The 17546-nt window shown below is 62.7% G+C and carries 18 protein-coding genes and 1 tRNA gene; 12 read left to right on the forward strand and 7 right to left on the reverse strand.

Going from position 1 to position 17546, the window contains the following annotated elements; genetic code table 11:
• Window positions 1-6: 6 nt before the first annotated feature.
• Genes KUH32_RS18255 through KUH32_RS18275 form a run of 5 tightly spaced genes read left to right on the forward strand, consistent with a single transcriptional unit; the run spans window position 7 to window position 7081 of the window.
• A complete protein-coding gene (locus tag KUH32_RS18255) occupies window positions 7-2757 on the forward strand; it encodes a type I restriction endonuclease subunit R (RefSeq protein WP_217780103.1) in 2751 nt (916 codons plus the stop codon).
• The gene (locus tag KUH32_RS18260; protein ID WP_217780104.1) at window positions 2754-4262 is read left to right on the forward strand and encodes a restriction endonuclease subunit S; all 1509 of its coding nucleotides are present in this window, start codon (window positions 2754-2756) and stop codon (window positions 4260-4262) included. The genes KUH32_RS18255 and KUH32_RS18260 overlap by 4 nt, the downstream gene beginning before the upstream one ends.
• Window positions 4259-5179: a DUF5655 domain-containing protein gene (locus KUH32_RS18265; protein ID WP_217780105.1), complete on the forward strand. Its 921-nt coding sequence runs from the start codon at window positions 4259-4261 to the stop codon at window positions 5177-5179. Before KUH32_RS18260 ends, KUH32_RS18265 begins: the two co-directional genes overlap by 4 nt.
• 38 nt (window positions 5180-5217) lie before the next feature.
• Window positions 5218-6693, forward strand: a complete 1476-nt coding sequence (locus KUH32_RS18270; protein ID WP_217780106.1) for a type I restriction-modification system subunit M — start codon at window positions 5218-5220, stop codon at window positions 6691-6693.
• A 25-nt stretch (window positions 6694-6718) separates the two neighbouring features.
• Window positions 6719-7081, forward strand: coding sequence for a hypothetical protein (locus tag KUH32_RS18275; protein WP_217780107.1), 363 nt, complete (start codon window positions 6719-6721; stop codon window positions 7079-7081).
• Between the two features lie 107 nt (window positions 7082-7188).
• Here the strand turns inward: KUH32_RS18275 and KUH32_RS18280 are convergent.
• Window positions 7189-7264, reverse strand: a tRNA-Thr gene (locus KUH32_RS18280).
• A 55-nt stretch (window positions 7265-7319) separates the two neighbouring features.
• A complete protein-coding gene (locus KUH32_RS18285) occupies window positions 7320-8972 on the reverse strand; it encodes an ABC transporter permease (RefSeq protein WP_217780108.1) in 1653 nt (550 codons plus the stop codon).
• 82 nt (window positions 8973-9054) lie between these two features.
• On the opposite strand from KUH32_RS18285, the gene KUH32_RS18290 reads away from it, so the two are divergent.
• Window positions 9055-9936: a hypothetical protein gene (locus KUH32_RS18290; protein WP_217780109.1), complete on the forward strand. Its 882-nt coding sequence runs from the start codon at window positions 9055-9057 to the stop codon at window positions 9934-9936.
• Window positions 9933-10664, forward strand: coding sequence for a YkgJ family cysteine cluster protein (locus KUH32_RS18295; protein WP_217780110.1), 732 nt, complete (start codon window positions 9933-9935; stop codon window positions 10662-10664). Before KUH32_RS18290 ends, KUH32_RS18295 begins: the two co-directional genes overlap by 4 nt.
• Window positions 10665-10685: 21 nt before the next feature.
• On the opposite strand, the gene KUH32_RS18300 is transcribed toward KUH32_RS18295, so the two are convergent.
• Window positions 10686-10958, reverse strand: coding sequence for a DUF2312 domain-containing protein (locus tag KUH32_RS18300; RefSeq protein WP_217780111.1), 273 nt, complete (start codon window positions 10956-10958; stop codon window positions 10686-10688).
• Between the two features lie 121 nt (window positions 10959-11079).
• Here KUH32_RS18300 and KUH32_RS18305 point away from each other — a divergent pair, with 121 nt between their 5' ends.
• Window positions 11080-11295, forward strand: a complete 216-nt coding sequence (locus KUH32_RS18305; RefSeq protein WP_217780112.1) for a hypothetical protein — start codon at window positions 11080-11082, stop codon at window positions 11293-11295.
• Window positions 11296-11298: 3 nt separating this feature from the next.
• On the opposite strand, the gene KUH32_RS18310 is transcribed toward KUH32_RS18305, so the two are convergent.
• The 3 genes from KUH32_RS18310 to KUH32_RS18320 form a co-directional block, all read right to left on the reverse strand.
• Entirely contained in the window at window positions 11299-13290 is a 1992-nt protein-coding gene (locus tag KUH32_RS18310; RefSeq protein ID WP_217780113.1) for an enoyl-CoA hydratase/isomerase family protein, read from the reverse strand.
• Window positions 13291-13420: 130 nt separating this feature from the next.
• The gene (locus KUH32_RS18315) at window positions 13421-13633 is read right to left on the reverse strand and encodes a hypothetical protein (protein WP_217780114.1); all 213 of its coding nucleotides are present in this window, start codon (window positions 13631-13633) and stop codon (window positions 13421-13423) included.
• A 48-nt stretch (window positions 13634-13681) separates the two neighbouring features.
• On the reverse strand, window positions 13682-14014 hold the full coding sequence (locus KUH32_RS18320) for a TraR/DksA family transcriptional regulator (RefSeq protein ID WP_217780115.1): 333 nt from the start codon (window positions 14012-14014) through the stop codon (window positions 13682-13684).
• A 137-nt stretch (window positions 14015-14151) separates the two neighbouring features.
• Between KUH32_RS18320 and KUH32_RS18325 the strand changes: the two genes are divergently transcribed.
• From KUH32_RS18325 to KUH32_RS18340, 4 genes are read left to right on the forward strand one after another with little or no spacing between them, the layout of a single operon-like run.
• Window positions 14152-15015, forward strand: coding sequence for an MBL fold metallo-hydrolase (locus KUH32_RS18325; protein WP_217780131.1), 864 nt, complete (start codon window positions 14152-14154; stop codon window positions 15013-15015).
• A gap of 52 nt (window positions 15016-15067) precedes the next feature.
• On the forward strand, window positions 15068-15493 hold the full coding sequence (locus KUH32_RS18330) for a YeeE/YedE family protein (protein ID WP_217780116.1): 426 nt from the start codon (window positions 15068-15070) through the stop codon (window positions 15491-15493).
• Window position 15494: 1 nt separating this feature from the next.
• Window positions 15495-15929 carry a DUF6691 family protein gene (locus KUH32_RS18335; RefSeq protein ID WP_217780117.1) on the forward strand — a complete coding sequence of 145 codons (435 nt, stop codon included), beginning with the start codon at window positions 15495-15497 and terminating at the stop codon, window positions 15927-15929.
• 10 nt (window positions 15930-15939) lie between these two features.
• Window positions 15940-16362 carry a protein tyrosine phosphatase family protein gene (locus KUH32_RS18340; protein ID WP_217780118.1) on the forward strand — a complete coding sequence of 141 codons (423 nt, stop codon included), beginning with the start codon at window positions 15940-15942 and terminating at the stop codon, window positions 16360-16362.
• A gap of 23 nt (window positions 16363-16385) precedes the next feature.
• Here KUH32_RS18340 and KUH32_RS18345 read toward each other — a convergent pair whose 3' ends face one another.
• Window positions 16386-17483, reverse strand: coding sequence for a flagellar motor switch protein FliM (locus tag KUH32_RS18345; RefSeq protein ID WP_217780119.1), 1098 nt, complete (start codon window positions 17481-17483; stop codon window positions 16386-16388).
• Window positions 17484-17546 lie beyond the last annotated feature (63 nt).

The raw sequence follows: 17546 nt of genomic DNA on the forward strand, positions 1-17546 counted from the left end.
TTTTTCGTGTTGAGCGGTATCAACCAAACGCCGGAACAAATCGCGAGGGACCAGATCGACAAGCGCCTTCAAGCGTCCGGTTGGAGCGTGCAGGACAAGGATGCCTTGGATTTCAACGCTGGCCTCGGCGTTGCCGTTCGCGAATATCAGACCGACATCGGCCCCGCTGACTATGTCTTGTTCGTTGACCGTCGGGCCGTTGGGGTGGTTGAGGCCAAGCCAGATAGCTGGGGTGTCCGTCTCACCTCTGTAGAGGAGCAATCAGAGGGCTACGCCAAAGCCAAGCTGAAATGGGTTTCGAACTCGGCACCGCTGCCCTTTGTCTACGAAAGCACAGCCCAGATCACACGCTTCACCAACGGACGCGACCCTAGCCCACGCTCTAGGGAGGTTTTCACGTTCCACCGTCCGGAAACGCTCAAGGCATGGGTGGATGCGCCAAATTCATTCCGCGCCGGAATAGCCGCGCTGCCCGACCTGGACCCGGACGGCCTGCGCGATTGCCAAATCACCGCGATCACAAACCTTGAGAAATCCCTGAAAGCAGACAAGCCGCGTGCACTGGTCCAGATGGCCACCGGGTCAGGTAAGACATTCACGGCGATCACCCAGGTTTACCGCCTGCTCAAACACGCTGGAGCGCGCCGCATCTTGTTCCTTGTGGACACCAAGAACCTCGGCGAGCAAGCCGAGCAAGAGTTCATGGCGTTCATCCCGAACGACGACAACCGCAAATTCACCGAACTCTACAACGTCCAGCGCCTGACCTCCCCGTCCATCGCCCATGACAACCAAGTGGTGATTTCCACGATCCAGAGGATGTATGCGACGCTCAAGGGCGAGGAACTCAATGAAGGGGCCGAGGACGAAAACCCGGCGGAGCAGAAGTGGCGGCGTAAAGAACCGCTGCCCGTTGTCTACAATCCCAATCTGCCGCCGGAACACTTTGACGTTGTGGTGATCGACGAATGCCACCGGTCCATCTACAACCTCTGGCGTCAGGTCATCGAGTATTTCGACGCTTACCTGATCGGCCTGACCGCGACGCCTGACAATCGCACCTATGGCTTCTTCCAGAAGAACGTCGTCAGCGAATACACGCACGAACGCGCCGTGGCCGACAAGGTCAACGTCGGCAACGAGGTCTACCTGATCGAAACCCAGATCACCCAAGGCGGTGAGACCCTAAAGGCCGAGCAACTGGTCGAGAAGCGCGAACGCGAGACCCGCGCCCGCCGCTGGGAAACCCAAGATGAGGATCAGGCCTACGCCGCCACGCAGCTTGACCGCTCGGTGGTTAACCCCGACCAAATCCGCACCGTGATCCGCACCTTTCGCGACAAGTGGCCCGAGATATTCCCGGGCCGCAAAGAGGTGCCCAAGACCCTGATCTTTGCCAAGACCGATAGCCATGCGGACGACATAATCCAAACCGTTCGCCAAGAGTTCGGGGAAAGCAACGACTTCTGCCGCAAGATCACCAACGGCGCGAAGAACCCGAAATCCTCGCTGTCCGCCTTCCGCAACAGCTACTACCCGCGCATCGCCGTGACCGTGGACATGATCGCCACCGGCACCGACGTGAAGCCGCTCGAATGCCTGATCTTCATGCGCGACGTGAAGTCCAAGAACTACTTTGAGCAGATGAAGGGCCGGGGCACCCGCGTCGTTAAACCTGACGATCTGAAAAAGGTTACGCCCTCTGCCGATGCCAAAACCCACTACGTGATTGTAGATGCGGTCGGCGTCACCAAATCCCTCAAGACCGCCAGCCAACCGCTCGACACCAAACCTTCCATTCCCTTCAAGGACCTCGCCACCGGGCTGATGATGGGCGACCGGTCTGAGGAAACCGTCAGCTCGCTGGCCGCACGTCTTTCCCGCCTGGACAATAAGCTAGGGGCCGAGGATCAGGAGAAGATCACTACGCAAGCGGGCAAACCCCTGACCGCCATCGTGCGGGACCTGTTCGATGCCATCGACCCGGACAAGGTCGAGGCGGATGCCAAAACCGCTGGCCACCCAGACCCCGACGATGCCGCAATGCAGGCCGCGAGAGAGGAACGGATCAAACAGGCCGCCAACGTCTTCACCGGTTCGCTCATCAACCTGATGGACACCATCCGCCGAGACAACGAACAGACCATCGACCACGAAAACCTCGACACGCTCTTGCGCGCCGAATGGGCGGGCGATGTGGCGGAGAACGCCAAACAGATCGCGCAGGAGTTCGAGGACTACCTCAAAGAAAACCGCGACCAGATCGAGGCGCTGTCGATCTACTTCAACACCCCCGCCCGCCGGTCCGAAGTCACCTTCGACATGATCAAGGAAGTGCTGAAAAAGCTGAAAGACGATCAGCCGCGCCTTGCCCCGCTCACCGTGTGGTGCGCCTATGCGCATCTGGATGACTACAAGGGCGAGACACCCGAAAAGGATCTGAACGCGCTGGTGGCGCTGATCCGGCGGGTCTGCGGGCTGGACCAGACGCTGACCCGGCATTCCGACCGGGTAAAGCGCAATTTTCAAAGCTGGATTTTGCAGCGCCACTCCGGCGCGGGCGAGAAGTTCACCGAGGAACAGATGGATTGGCTGCGCATGATCCGCGACCACCTCGCTACCTCCTTCACCATCGAGCGCGACGATCTGGAGATGGCCCCCTTTGACGGCAAGGGCGGGATGGGGCAGATGTATGCACTCTTTGGCGATGGAATGGATGAGGTCATGACGGAGATGAATGAGGCACTCTCGGCATGACGGATTTACCGAGTGGATGGGCAATCGGTCCGTTGTCGGACTTCATCACACCTCGCGGCGAGAAGGTATCGCCTTCCGCATTTCCAGAGTTGCCGTTCATTGGTATGGATCATGTGGAGGCTCACACAACCCGAATTCTCGGCTCTGTTCCGGCTTCGGAACTGAAAAGCAACGCTGCCCGGTTCTTCGAGAATGACGTGTTATATGGACGCCTTCGCCCATATCTAAACAAAGTTGCTCAACCCAAGTTCGATGGCCTCGCTTCTGCGGAATTCATTATATTTGGCGGTAACGAACTGATTTACCCGGCCTTCTTACGGCATCGGCTAAACGCAAGGGATTTCGTAGCCTTCGCGGCCAGTCTGAACGCAGGAGACCGACCCCGCGTTAACTTCGAGCAGATCGGTGATTTCGAAATCCTTGTCCCTCCGCTCAACGAACAACGCCGCATCGTGGAGAAGATCGAGGCGCTGTTTGATGAAATCGACAAGGGGGTCGAGAGCCTGCAAACGGCGCGCACTACCCTTGGCCTCTACCGCCAGACCCTGCTGAAATCCGCCTTCGAAGGCCGCCTCACCGCCGACTGGCGCGCGAAAAATGCCGACAAACTGGAAGCCCCCGAAACCCTCCTCGCCCGCATCCAGTCCGAACGCGACACCCGCTACAAAGCCGCCCTCGACGACTGGCAAGAAGCCCTTGCCACATGGCGCGCCGACGGCGAGAAGGGCAAGAAACCAGCAAAGCCGAAGCGGCCAGCATGGCCCGACAAGTTTGACTTCTCAGACCTTCGGGATTTGCCGGGGGGATGGGCTTACCTGCCGTTTGAGGCGCTTGCCTGGTCCATCCGAAACGGTATTTCGGCCAAACCCGACGAAATAGGTCCGCTCAAGATTTTCCGGATTAGTGCTGTTCGCCCCATGGCCTTCGACTTAAACGATTTCCGCCGCATCACCGATCCTGATGGGAGTTTTCAAGACTATCGCCTTACACGTGGAGACCTCGTTTTCACACGTTACAACGGCTCGCGCGATTACGTCGGCGTGTCTGCGATGTATCGGGGTGACGGCAGCCACGTTTATCCTGACAAACTCATTAGGTGCGAGATTAAGTCCGAAATCCTGAACCCGGCTTTCCTTGAGGCAGCGACCAACTGCGGTGAAAGCCGCGCCTATATCGAAAGGCGCATTAGAACAACGGCAGGTCAATCCGGCGTATCCGGTAGCGACATCAAAGCCATGCCCGTCCCTGTTTGCTCCCCAGCCGAACAGGCCGAAGTCGTCCGCCTGCTCAATGCCCGCCTCGAAGCCGCAGACAGTGTGGAAGCCGAGATTAACGCAGCTCTCACCCGCGCCGAGGCGCTGCGCCAATCCATCCTGAAAAAAGCCTTCTCCGGCCAACTCGTCCCCCAGGACCCCACCGACGAACCCGCCTCAGCCCTCCTGGAACGGATCAAAGCCGAGCGCACCAATGCGCCCAAAGCCAAGCGCCGGAGGCAACACGCATGAGCGACCTGAAACTGTTCCAGATGAGCGGCAGCGCGCTCGGCGAACTTGCCGCCTCTTCCGCGCCGCTGGAACGCGGGCTTCAAACGCAGTTCGAAAACAACCTGGAAACCCTGCTCGGGGTTCGCTTTCTTGCCTCGGAATACTCGACCACCCATGGCGGGCGGATGGATACGCTGGGCATCGACGAAAACGGTTATCCAGTCATCATTGAATACAAGCGCGACCGATCCGAGAACGTGATCAACCAAGGGCTTTTTTACCTCGACTGGTTGATGGATCATCGCGGCGATTTTGAAATCTTGGTCCGCGACCGCTACGGCAAGGATAGCGCCGCCCAGATCGAATGGAGCGCCCCGCGCCTGATCTGTATCGCTGCCGACTTCACCAAGTATGACACCCACGCCGTCAAGCAGATGAGCCGCAACATCGAGTTGGTCCGATACCGCAAGTTTGGGGAAGGCCTCTTGCTGCTGGAATTGCTCACAGCAGTTTCCGCAACGCCTCAAACCGCGCCGAAAGTAGATGGTCCCAAGGGCGTTTCGGTGCCGAAGGGCGAGCGCTACAAGACCAATTGCGAGAGCCTGGCCGATGCCGGAGAAGAACTGGCAAATCTATACTCCGACGTGGACACGTTCATGTTGGGCATGGGTGATGACGTCACCAAAAAAACGCTGAAAAACTACTTCGCGTTTCGGCGTATCAAAAACTTCGCGTGTGTCGAGGTCAAACCATCAATCGCGGTCATTCGGCTCTATCTGAAGATCAATCCGGAAACGATTGAACTTGACGAAGGCTTCACCCGCGACGTGCGAAATGTCGGTCATTTTGGCACCGGCGATCTAGAAGTTACATTGAAATCCCACGAGGACCTAGAACGCGCCAAGGCGCTGATCGTTCAATCCTACGAAGCTTCGTGATGTTCGCTCACCTTTGGATCGACTTGGAGTAATCACCCATGAACACTGCCCCCATCGTCTCCAAGGTCTGGAGTTTCTGCACCACGTTGCGCGACGATGGCGTGGGTTATGGCGACTATTTGGAACAGCTTACCTACCTCATCTTCCTCAAGATGGCGGATGAATACGCGAAACCCCCGTATAGCCGCGACGTGGGTATTCCGGATGGATATGACTGGACCAGCTTGACGACCAAGCGCGGGGCCGAACTTGAAGCCCACTACGTCATACTGCTTCGGAAACTTGGCGAGCAGAAAGGTATGCTCGGCCAAATCTTCACCAAGGCGCAGAATAAGATCACTGACCCTGCCAAACTGTTCCGCCTGATCGACATGGTCGATGGCACGAAGTGGATCATGTTGGGCGCGGACGTGAAAGGCGACATTTACGAGGGCCTGCTAGAGCGCAACGCGGAAGATACCAAATCGGGAGCGGGCCAGTATTTCACGCCTCGCGCGCTTATCCGGGCGATGGTGGAGTGTGTCCGCCCTGAGCCGGGTAAGACCATAGCGGACCCGGCGTGTGGCACTGGCGGCTTTTTCCTGGCCGCTCACGACTTTCTAACGGACGCGGACAACTATGCCCTCGACAAGGAGCAGAAGGCGTTCCTCAAACACTCGACGTTCTACGGCAACGAGATAGTTGCGGGCACCCGTCGGCTATGCCTGATGAACATGTTCCTTCACGGGATTGGAGAGATGGTCGGGGAGACTTTGGTTTCGCCAGCAGACGCGCTGATTTCTCCGCCATCCGAGACTTACGACTTTGTCCTGGCAAACCCTCCGTTTGGAAAGAAAAGCTCCATGAGCTTCACCAATGCAGAAGGCGAGCAGGAAACCGACGAACTCACATACAATCGGCAAGACTTCTGGGCCACCACGTCGAACAAGCAGCTTAACTTTGTTCAACATATCCGCACGATGTTGAAGACCACCGGGCGAGCCGCAGTCGTCGTTCCCGACAACGTTCTTTTTGAAGGAGGGGCGGGGGAAACTATCCGGCGACAGCTTTTGCAAACCACGGACCTTCACACGATCTTGCGACTGCCCACAGGCATCTTTTACGCCCAAGGCGTGAAGGCGAACGTCATTTTCTTCGACAACCGCCCGGCAAGCCCGGAAGCCCAAACCTCCAAGGTGTGGTTCTATGACTACCGGACCAATGTGCATCATACATTGAAGCAGAAGCCCCTGACCTATGCGCACCTTGAGGAGTTCATCGCGTGCTATAATCCGATGGTGCGAGATGACCGAGAACCGACTTGGTCGGAGGAAAACCCCGAGGGTCGCTGGCGGGCTTATGATCGGGACGAGTTGCTGTCACGTGACAAGGCTAGCCTAGATGTCTTCTGGCTTCGGGACGCGTCTATGACTGATCTTGAAAACTTGCCCGAGCCTGATGTGCTCGCAGAGGAAGTCATGGAGAACCTTCGCTCGGCAATGGCGAACTTCGAGAGCGTCTTGGAGGCTCAGTAGTAAGATGGATTAGGAGGGTCATTCCGTGACACCGGTTTCCGCGCGGCTTTTCGCCTTGTTCGTTCTTTCGATAGTGGTTGGCACTAATTCGCACGCTGAAGGAGTTTGGACTGACTTAGAAGTCTGCCGCGCGGCAACCAAGGTCTATTTCTTCTTGGATCAAGCCCCCGTCGATGTTGAGGGCCAACAAGGTTTCTGGACGTTCGAAAGCCAAGCCGGGAACCGCTACACCTGCCACATCCTGGACGAGATGGCCGTGTTTGTGTGGACGAACAAAAGCGGGGAGCGAATGTCAAGTGTGTCCACAAGGGTGTCCCAAACGGGAAGTGAACTAACGGTAAAAACTGATTTGGCTCAAGAAAAATTCGCCGAACCACTTCGACCCTAGTCTTCCGCGATACTCAAATACCGATTTCCATAGGTGGACAGAAAGGTGGGTGAGTAAGTCGATCCAGCAGTTAAGCTGCTGAAGTATATAATTAATTTTGGATATAGTGGTGCCCCCACACGGACTCGAACCGCGGACCTACTGATTACAAATCAGTTGCTCTACCAGCTGAGCTATAGGGGCACTGCGCGGCACAGATAGGCCAAACCGGGGCTGCCGCGCAAGGGCCAAGTCGGGCTCAGCGGTTGGCGCGCGCCAGCAAACCCACCGCGGTCAGGCCGACGGCGATCACCAGGATCGCGGCGGGCGCGGCGTCGCCGATGTTTTCCAGGCTGGCCTGTTCGTGCACCCGTGTCGCCAGCGTGTCAAAGTTGAACGGCCGCAGCAGCAGCGTCGCGGGCAGTTCCTTGACGCAGTCGACGAAGACCAGCAGCAGGGCCGAGGCCATCGACGCGCGCATCAGCGGATAGTACACGGCAGTCAGCGTCTGGCCCTGGCTACGCCCCAGGGACCGCGCGGCCAGCGCCAGGTTCGGTGACACCCGGCCCATCGCCGCATCGGCCGCGCCCTGGGCGATGGCGAAGAAGCGCACCGAATAGGCCAGGATCAGCGCAAAGGCCGAACCGGTCAGCACCAGCCCGATATCCACCCCGGTCAGCGCCAGGATGCCATCGGCCACGGCGTTGTCCAAAGCCGCCAGCGGGATCAGGATGCCGACCCCCAGAACCGCGCCGGGCGCGGCATAGCCGATCGTCGTCACCGGCAACAACAGCCGCGGCAGTCGGTGCCCCGACAGGCGCACGCCGTAGACCAGGAACACGCCCGCCGCCACGGTGACCAGCGCCGCGATGCCCCCGACCATCAGCGTGTTGAGCCCCGCCCGCCACAAGGCCTGGTCGACCCAGACCTGGGTGTTGTCCAGTGCGTGGCTGAGGATCACGCCGGCGGGCAGGACAAAGCCGATGGCGAAGGGAAAGGCGCAGGCCAGCGTCGCCAGCGCGGCGCGCCATCCGGTCAGCGGCTGCCGCGTGACCGGGCGGTGGCGGGTCGAGAGGTTGAAGAACTTCATCTTCCGGCGCGAGGTCTTTTCCAGCGCCACCAGCAGGATGACCAGGGTCAGCACCACGGTGGCGATCTGCGCCGCGCCGCCGGCGTTGTTGGCCGACAGCCAGACCGAGAAGATGCCGGTGGTCAGGGTCTGCACGGCGAAATAGTCGACGGTGCCGAAATCGTTGACCGTCTCCATCATCACGATGGCGACGCCGGCGGCAATCGCCGGGCGCGCCAGCGGCAGGCCGACGCGGCGGAACCGCCCGAAGGCTCCGGCACCCAGCGATTGCGCCACCTCGTCCGAGGCGCCCGATTGTTCGCGGAACGCATTGCGTGCCAGCAGATAGACATAGGGAAACATCGCCGCCGACAGCACCAGGATCGCGGCCCCCATCGACCGGATTTCCGGGAACCAGTAGTCGCGCGCCGATTGCCAGCCGAACATCTCGCGCAGCGCGGTCTGGACCGGGCCGGCATATTCCAGGAAATCGACCAGCGCATAGGCACCGACATAGGCCGGGATCGCCAGCGGCAGCAGCAGCAGCCATTCCAGTGCCCGGCGTCCGGGAAAATCGTAGCGCGCCACCAGCCAGGCCGCCCCCGTGCCCACCGCCGCCGAAATCGCACCGACGCCGAACATCAGGATCGCGGTGTTGCGCAGGTAACGCGGCAGCGTCGTGGAGATCAGGTGCGGCCAGATGTTTTCCTTGGGAAACAGCGCGATGCCCAGCACCGCGAGAATCGGCGCGATGACGACAAGCGCGATTGCGACGGCACCAACGGACCACGGTCCGGGTCTGCGCCGTACCGCGCGGGCGGGTGCTATGTCGCTCACACTCATGTCGAAGGCTTCTCCGATATGCTGTTTTCCTCGGCCCGAATGCGCTTATAGTGCAGCCACGAGCTGACAAAAAGACCCGGACATGCAGGTAATTCTTCATATCGGCGTGCATTGCACTGACGATGATCTGTTCCTGAAGACGATGCTGCGCAACACCGAAGCGTTTCGCGCGGATGGCGTGGCCATTCCCGGGCCCAGCCGCTATCGCCAATTGCTGAGCGACCTGGTCAATTCGCTGTCCGATACGCAGCCCACCGACGAGGCGCGCGAAGTGTTGCTGGACGCTTTGCTGGACAACGACCCGGGCTATGTCGACCGGCTGGTGCTCAGCCATCCCAACATCCTGTCGGTGCCGAAACTGGCGCTGGCGGGCGGCAAGATCTATCGCCATGCCGAGAACCGCGTGCAGACCATGGCCGAGCTGTTCCGCGGCGACGAACTCGAGGTGTTCGTGGGTTTGCGCAACCCCGCCACTTATCTGCCCGCGGTCTATGCCGCCACGCCGCACACCGATTTCGCCGAATTCCTGGGCGGCGTCGACCCGCTGCATCTGCGCTGGTCGGACCTGATCCAGCGGATGCGGCTGGCCGCGCCGGACGTGCCGATCACCGTCTGGTGCAACGAGGACACGCCGCTGATCTGGGGCCAGGTCATCCGCGAAGCGGCGGGGATCGATCTGACCCGCAAGATCACCGGCGCCTTCGAGGTGTTTTCGAACATCATCAAGCCCGAAGGGATGAAGCGGTTCCGCGCATTCCTCAAGGAAAACCCCGACATCAACGAACGGCAGAAGCGCCGGGTGATGACCGCGTTTCTGGACAAATATGCGCTTGAGGACGAGATCGAGCAGGAACTGGACCTGCCGGGCTGGGACGAGGCCTATGTCGACATGCTGACCGAGCTTTACGAAGACGACCTGTTCGAGATCGAGCGCATGCCCGGCGTGACGGTGATCGCCCCATGAGCGCGGCGCCCCGGGATATCCCTGCGCTGATCCGTGTGCTGACCAGGGTGCGCCTGCCGGGACACAAATCCGCAACGGTGGAGCGCGCGCGCAAGCTGCTGCTGATCTATTGCGACACCGCGCGCAGCCACGGCGTGCCTTTCGCGGACCTGGTGCGCCAGCTGGCCTCGGGGATGGCGGCCCTGCGCATGGCCGGAGCCGATCTGGATCGTGTCTTTGCCAATCCGGCCGGTCCGGCGGCGACGGCGGCCTGCGGCAATGGCTGCGCGTTCTGCTGCATCCTGAACGGCGCCGATGGCGGGTTGGTGTCCCGGGCCGAGGCGCACCAGGTTGCCGAGGCGCTGGCGCCCTTCGCCGGTCAGCCCGATGGCCGGGCCTGGCATCCGCAGGCCTGCGCCGCGCTGGACCCCGAAACCAAGTCCTGCCGGATCTACGAATCCCGCCCGCTGCTGTGCCGCACCTATCTGTCCGACAGCGTCGCGGCCTGCGAAAGCAACGCCGCCGGAACCCCGGCCAGCGGCGCGGGGGTTGTCGGCTCGCAGGGTCTGTACCTGGCCGCGATGGCGCTGGCGCGCGCGGCGCTCAAGGGTGTCGCGACGGTCGAGACCTATGCGCTGGACCGGGTCGCCGCCGCCGCGGTCGCCGGCGCCGATCCCGCAACGGCCCTGCGTGCGGCCCGGCACAAGCCGCGCGCGCTGGAAGACGAACGCGCGCGGCTGTCGGTCTGAACTGTCGTTGCCGGCGGCCGGTTAGGCCATGCCGAGCGCGGATTTGTACATCTCGAGCACCGCCTCTTCCTCGGCGATGTCGTCGGGCTCGCGCTTGCGCAGGGCGATGACCTTGCGCATCACCTTGGTGTCATAGCCACGGGCCTTGGCCTCGGCCATCACCTCTTTCTGCTGGTCGGCGATGTCCTTTTTCTCGGCTTCCAGCCGTTCGAAGCGTTCGATGAATTGCCGCAGCTCGCCCGCCGCCACGCCGTATTCGCGCCCGGTATCCGAACCGCCCTGCTGATCGTCCATGTCGCTCTCCTGCCGTTTGCCGCGCCTGCCTAGCGCTGCCGCTCACGCCCATCAAGGGGTTGCGGCACGCGCCGCCATCCTTTACCGCCCGATGCGGGCAACAAAACCAGGAGTGACACCGATGCAGGCTTTGATCTGGGGCGGCGCGGCGCTGTCGCTGGTGGGGCTGGTCGGCCTGGTCTGGTGCATCCTGCGCGTCTGGAAGGCCCGCAAGGCCGGATTGCCCGACGAAGACCTGCGCGCGGTCGTGCAGAAGGTCGTGCCGCTGAACATGGCCGCGCTGATGCTGTCGGTGCTGGGCCTGATGCTGGTGATCCTGGGGATCTTCCTGGGCTGACGCTCAGGCCGCGCGGCGGGGCGCGACGAGATCGTCGAAGGTCTGGCCGTTCTTGGCCAAGTCCGCCCAGATCGCCGCCGGTTCCCAGAAACCGCGATCGGGATGGTCGAGGCGCCGCATCGCCGTGGCGGTGGCAAAGATGCCGTCCTGCGACACCGCCTTCATCACGCCGCCGCGCAAGCGCCGTATGTCCAGCGCATGCACCGACACCACGTCGACATCGGCGGCGCTGCGCACCATGCCGCTGGCCACCATGCGCGCGCCTTCATTGGCCATGGCGCCGATGACCAGCCGGGCGATGTCACCCGCGGCCCAGTCGCGCCGCGGGCGCATTTCGTCGATCAGGTGATCCAGTGCGGGGTCGGCCCGGGCGATCCCGCCGCTCCAGTCGTAAAAGCCCTGAGGCGGCGTTCCCGCGCGGCCCGCCCGACCCGCCGCCACCAGCACCTGCGACCAGTTGCGCGCGCCCTCGGCCCGCGGCGCCGGGGCGAGTTCGGACAACCCGACGACATCGCGGCTTTGGAACAGCGGACGGGGCCACCCCCACTCCTTCAACGCCCGGTCGACCGCGAAGGGGCTGGCGCCGGCATCGACCAGCGCGTCGGCCGCCCGATGCGCCGCCGCGATCAGCCGGCCCGCCACGCTGTCGCCGGTCGAACGCACCAGAACCGGCTGCTTGCCCAGCTTGCGGACCAGCGCAAGGGCCGCCGCCAGTTGCGGTGCGGTGCAATCCGGGCCCTGCACGATTTCGGCCAGCCGCCCGGTCTGGACCGGCGCGGCAAAGCGCAGGCCGATCCCGTCGACGCGCGACGCCATCGCGACGATCCTCACCAGGTCGTGCGGGGCGGGCACGTCGCCCTGACCGCGTGCCGCGTGGATCAGCAGATCGGCGCCACCGACCATGTCTTCGCTGCTGCCCGACCGCAGCCTGCCCAGCATCGTGCCTGGATCGGCGGCCCCGGCGACGCCCTGCTGCAGAGCGGCGGTCACCTGCTCGACACCCTCGCGCAGCCTCTCGGGGTCACGTATGCCCCAATTGACGCCAAGCCCCGACTGCAGGCAGGCGACGACGCATTGTGCGGCCAGCGGGCCACCGCCCAGAACGCCCACGCGGGTCAGCTCCGGCAGGGCCTGCCCCTGCGGCAAAGGCACCGCTGCGGCGCGCCGTTCGGCGTGCAGAATGTGGCTGAGGGCGGCGGCCTGGGGATGCGACTGGCAGGTCTGGAACGCCGCTTCCTCGAAGGCAATTCCGGCCTCGAAGGGCAGCAGCGCCGCCGCTTCGACCGCCTTGACGATCTCGCGCGGCGCGACATCCGGCAAAGCGTCGACCTGTGCCAGCCGGTCGGCGATCGCACCCTGGAAGGCCGCCGCGTCGGAAAGCCCGTCGCGCCGGTCGGCGCTGCGCCGCGGGCCCGCCCCATCGGCGACCAGTTTCGCGCAATAGCGGTCCGCCGCATCCATCAGCGCGCCATCGCCCACTGCATCGACAAAGGCACGGCCCGGCATGCGGTCGACCGGAAAGGCCTGGCCCGACAGCAACATGTCCAGTGCCGTGCCCGCCCCGACGAAGCGCGGTAGTAGTTGCGTGCCACCCGCCGACGGCATCAGACCGAGCTTGATTTCAGGCATCCCCACGCGCGTTCCTGCCAAGGCAACACGGTAATGCGCCGCGAGCGCCAGTTCGAAGCCGGCCCCCAGAACATTTCCGTGCAGGGCCGCCACCACCGGCTTGTCGCTGAGTGCAACCCGCTCGCACAACTCGGCCGGACTGGGGGGCTCGAACGGTTTTTCCAGTTCCCGCAGATCGGCGCCCGAAGGAAAGGAGGCCCCGGCGCCCAGCAGGACGATCACATCGACCGTGTCGTCCTCTTCCGCGGTGTCTAGAAGGTCAAGCAGCGCCAGGCGCACGTCGCGCGAGAGCGCGTTGACAGGGGGATTGTCGATTTCGAGATACGCAATGCCATCACGCACCGCGTATCCGACCAACTCCGTCATCCGTCTGCTCTTTGCCTTTGTTCCGGCCGACGGGCCGAATGCCGCTTTGCCCGCGCCCCGTTCGCGCGGTTTCAGGCATTAGACGGCAAACTTATCCACAAGGCAAGAACTACACGGGGGCGAAGCGGCATCAGACCGGCATGTTGTCAAATTGCTCTTCGACCGCTTCATCGATGCGATCCGCCAACCTTGCCCGCGCCCAGGCCGGGGCGACGCGGCCCGTCGAGTCCAACACGGCGACCGCCTGCTCCAGCTTGTCCAGAAGCGCTTCGCGATGCGTGCCGCATGCGCCGTTCAGTTCGACGCGCAGCCCTTCTATTCGCCTCAAGATGTCTTGGGTCATCTACTATTCTCCTCCCAGTTGATTCTTTTTCTTATTATTACGCGATTGTCACGGGCGTTTGTCACCCTTTGCAGCGCAGGACTTGCACAGCGGGGTTTCGGGCAAGACCGAAAGCCGGGCTTCCGAGATATCGTCGCCACAGGAGACGCAGATTCCATAGGTTCCGTCGACCATGCGTTTCAGCGCGTTCTGGATGCGGCTGATTTCTGCCTGTCCACTTTCACCGAGCCGTTCCAGAACTTCGTCACCGGCGCGTTCGGCGGCGTCGTCGTCCCAATCCTTGTCATGCGGCGTCTCGAGCGCATCTTCGATCTCTTCGAGCCGGACGCCCAGTTCGCGAAGCCGTTTCAGCATGGCAAGTTTGTAGGTGTGGTGCGACATCTGCGGTCCTCCAGAATTTCGGGAAAAAAGGTCGCACGCAGCTAGATTTCGGACATTGACGCAGGTCAATCCGAGATAAGGCTTGCAACATATTCATGATTTATTATATGAATGCCGAAACGGAGGTATGAGCCATGATGACACCCGAAGTGACCGGCTTCTTCGACGAAGCGACCAACACCATTTCCTACGTTGTCCGAGACCCGTCGGGATCGGCCTGCGCGATCATCGACAGCGTGTTGGATTTCGATTATTCGTCGGGCCGCACCGACACCCGGTCGGCCGACGCGATCATCGCCTTTGTCAAGGAAAAAGGCTATGATGTTCAATGGCTTCTCGAAAGCCACGTCCATGCAGATCACCTGTCCGCGGCGCCCTATATCCAGCAGGAACTGGGCGGCAAGATCGGAATCGGCGATCGGATCACCGTGGTGCAGGACACGTTCGGCAAGGTCTTCAACGAAGGCACCGAATTCCAGCGCGACGGGTCGCAGTTCGACCGGCTGTTCCGCGAGGGCGACAGCTTTCACATCGGCCAGTTGCGCGGCGACGTGCTGCACACGCCGGGCCACACGCCGGCCTGCCTGACCTATGTGATCGGCGACGCGGCATTTGTCGGCGACACGCTGTTCATGCCCGATTTCGGCACGGCGCGCTGCGACTTTCCCGGCGGGTCGTCGGAAACCCTGTACGACTCGGTGCAGAAGATCCTGTCGCTGCCGGACGAAACGCGCATTTTCGTCGGCCACGACTACCTGCCCGAGGGCCGCGAGCAGTACCAGTGGGAAACCACGGTGGGCGACCAGAAGAAGGCCAATATCCATATCGGTTCGGGTGCATCGAAAGAGGATTTCGTCAAGATGCGCAACGAACGCGATGCCAAGCTGGCGATGCCCAAGCTGATCATCCCGTCGCTTCAGGTCAACATGCGGGCGGGCCGGATGCCGCCGGCCGACGACAAGGGTGATGTCTTTCTCAAGGTGCCGGTCAACAAGCTTTGACCGGCCCAGCCCCCGCCGCGTCGGGGGTGCAAAATTCAAGGAAACGCGAAACATGGAACAGGATTGGATCTGGGGCCTGGTGGGCGGCTTGCTCATCGGCACGGGCGGTGCGACCTACTTGCTGGTGAACGGCCGCATCATGGGTGCGTCGGGCATCATCGGCGGGCTCGTCGATGGCTCGGGGCTGTCGACGAAATGGGAACGGCTGAGTTTCCTGCTGGGCGTCATGCTGTTGCCGGTGCTGCTGATGCCGCTCTACGGTTCGGTCGACACGCACATCACCGACAATTGGGTCGTGCTGGCGGCGGCGGGCCTGCTGGTGGGCATCGGCACGCGCCTGGCGAACGGCTGCACCTCGGGGCATGGCGTCTGCGGCATGTCGAGGCTGTCGCTTCGGGGTTTCGCGGCCACCGGCCTGTACATCTTTGCCGGGGGCATCGGCGTCGTGCTGTTCCGTCACTTGCTGGGAGTGATCTGAGATGCGCAATCTATTCGCATTCCTGGCCGGCGGGCTGTTCGGCGCCGGGCTGTTCGTGTCCGGCATGACCGACACCACCAAGGTCCAAGGCTGGCTGGACGTGTTCGGCGACTGGGATCCGACGCTGGCCTTTGTCATGGGCGGCGCGCTGATCCCGATGGCCATTGCCTGGCAGATCACGCGGCGGCATGTCACCTCGGTTCTGGGAACCGCGTTCCCGCCGACCCCCTCGACCGAGATCGACCGCAAGCTGATCACCGGTTCGATCCTGTTCGGGATCGGCTGGGGACTGGCCGGGTTGTGCCCGGGACCGTCGATCGCCGCGATTTCGTATGGCGGACCGGGGCTTTTCGTTTTCCTGGCCGCGATGATCGGTGGCATGCTGGTGGCCCCGGCGCTGCGGTCGCGGATGGACAGGGCAGTGCCGGCGGAATAAGGGAACGGACATGGACATGCGTCAGATCACCCCGAAATACCACGTCTCGCCGCAGATCGCGGCCGAGGACATCCCCGCGCTCAAGGCGGCCGGTGTCACAACGATCATCTGCAATCGCCCCGATGCCGAAGTGCCGCCCAGCCACCAGGCCGACGCGATCGGCACGGCGGCCCGAAAAGCGGGTCTGACGTTCGAGGTGCTGCCGCTGACCCACCAGACGATGACGCCCGAAAACGTCGCGCGGCAGGCGGCGTTGGTCGACGCGGCACTGGGCCCTGTGCTGGCCTATTGCGCATCGGGCACACGGTGTTCGGTGGTCTGGGCGCTTGGACAAGCGGGCAAGATGCCGACCGACGAGATCCTCGCGACCACGGCACGTGCGGGCTATGACCTGGCAGGGTTGCGCCCGGCGCTGGACAGCATGTCCGCCTGAAGAACAAGCCGATTTGACGCGGTTCAGGTTTCCTCGAGCGGTGCGACGTCGAAGGCGAATTCGCCCAGGTCGAAATCCGCAACGTCGAAGCCGTCGGTTTGCGGAGCGGGCACGGGGACGTTTGCAGAGGCCGTGGGATCGATCTGGACGTCTTCGACAGGCTTTGCCGATTGGTCCGGTGGCGCGAGTTTCGGCGTTTCGCCCGGTTCGTCGACCAGGCCGGCCGGGTCGACCGCTTCGGTCGCGCCTTCGGCCAGCGGCCAGGTCAGACGCACCGCCCGCATGCCGTTGAGCTGGCCCAGGCGCCCACCCGCGACCGGATCGCCGAAGCGCGAATGCAGGACAAGGCCGTCCAGCGCATCGGCGGGCAATTCGATCAGGTCGCCCGGTGCCAGCGTCTGTACGGTGTCCAGCGAAACCGGCACTCGTGCAAGAACGGCCTCGAGACGCGCGGGGACCTGCATCAGCGTATCGCTGTAAGGTCCTGCACTTTCGTCGCCATCCCCTTCCGCGGATTGCCCGGCACAGACCGGCCGTTTGGGTAGAACCACCTGGATCGTGCCGCGCCGGCGGCCAAGGGCCAGGTCCACATCGACCCGGAACAGGTAGTACCCCGGCGCATCCAGCAACAGCGACGCGGCGCGTGCGTCTTCGATCAGGGCGCCGAACCGGAACCCGGCAGTCGCCGACTGCATCGGGTCACCTTCGAGGTAGTCGGCCATGCGCGCCAGGACACCATCGACAAAGGGCGCCAGCATCGCGGCGTCGGTCTGGGTCATCGGGCGATCGTCCAACGGCAATTGCGTGACCTGGCGCAGGGTCTGCACTTCGATCATGGCGGTCATCGCGGCGCGGTCCACGCTGACCACGCCGGGCAGACCGTCGGGCCCGTCCAGCAGCATCAGCAAATGGTCGCCGTCGATCGCGTGGACCACGCCATCCTGGTCGCAATCGACCAGGTGATCGTCCTGCGCCATCAGCGCGAGGCCCCAAAGCACGTCCGCGGTGCGCGCCATGGCCCGGCGCAGCGCCTTGCCCGGAGACATGGCGCGGGCCTCGTGCGCGCGGCGTGCTGCCTGCGCCTTGCGGCCCAGAACACCCTGTCGCTCAGCCTCAGCCATCGTGAAAAACGCCCGTCCTTTGCCGCCGTCGCTTTTGCTTATGCAGCGATTTGGTTAACAAGC

Source organism: Thalassococcus arenae (assembly GCF_019104745.1).
Taxonomy (GTDB): Bacteria; Pseudomonadota; Alphaproteobacteria; order Rhodobacterales; family Rhodobacteraceae; genus Thalassococcus_B; species Thalassococcus_B arenae.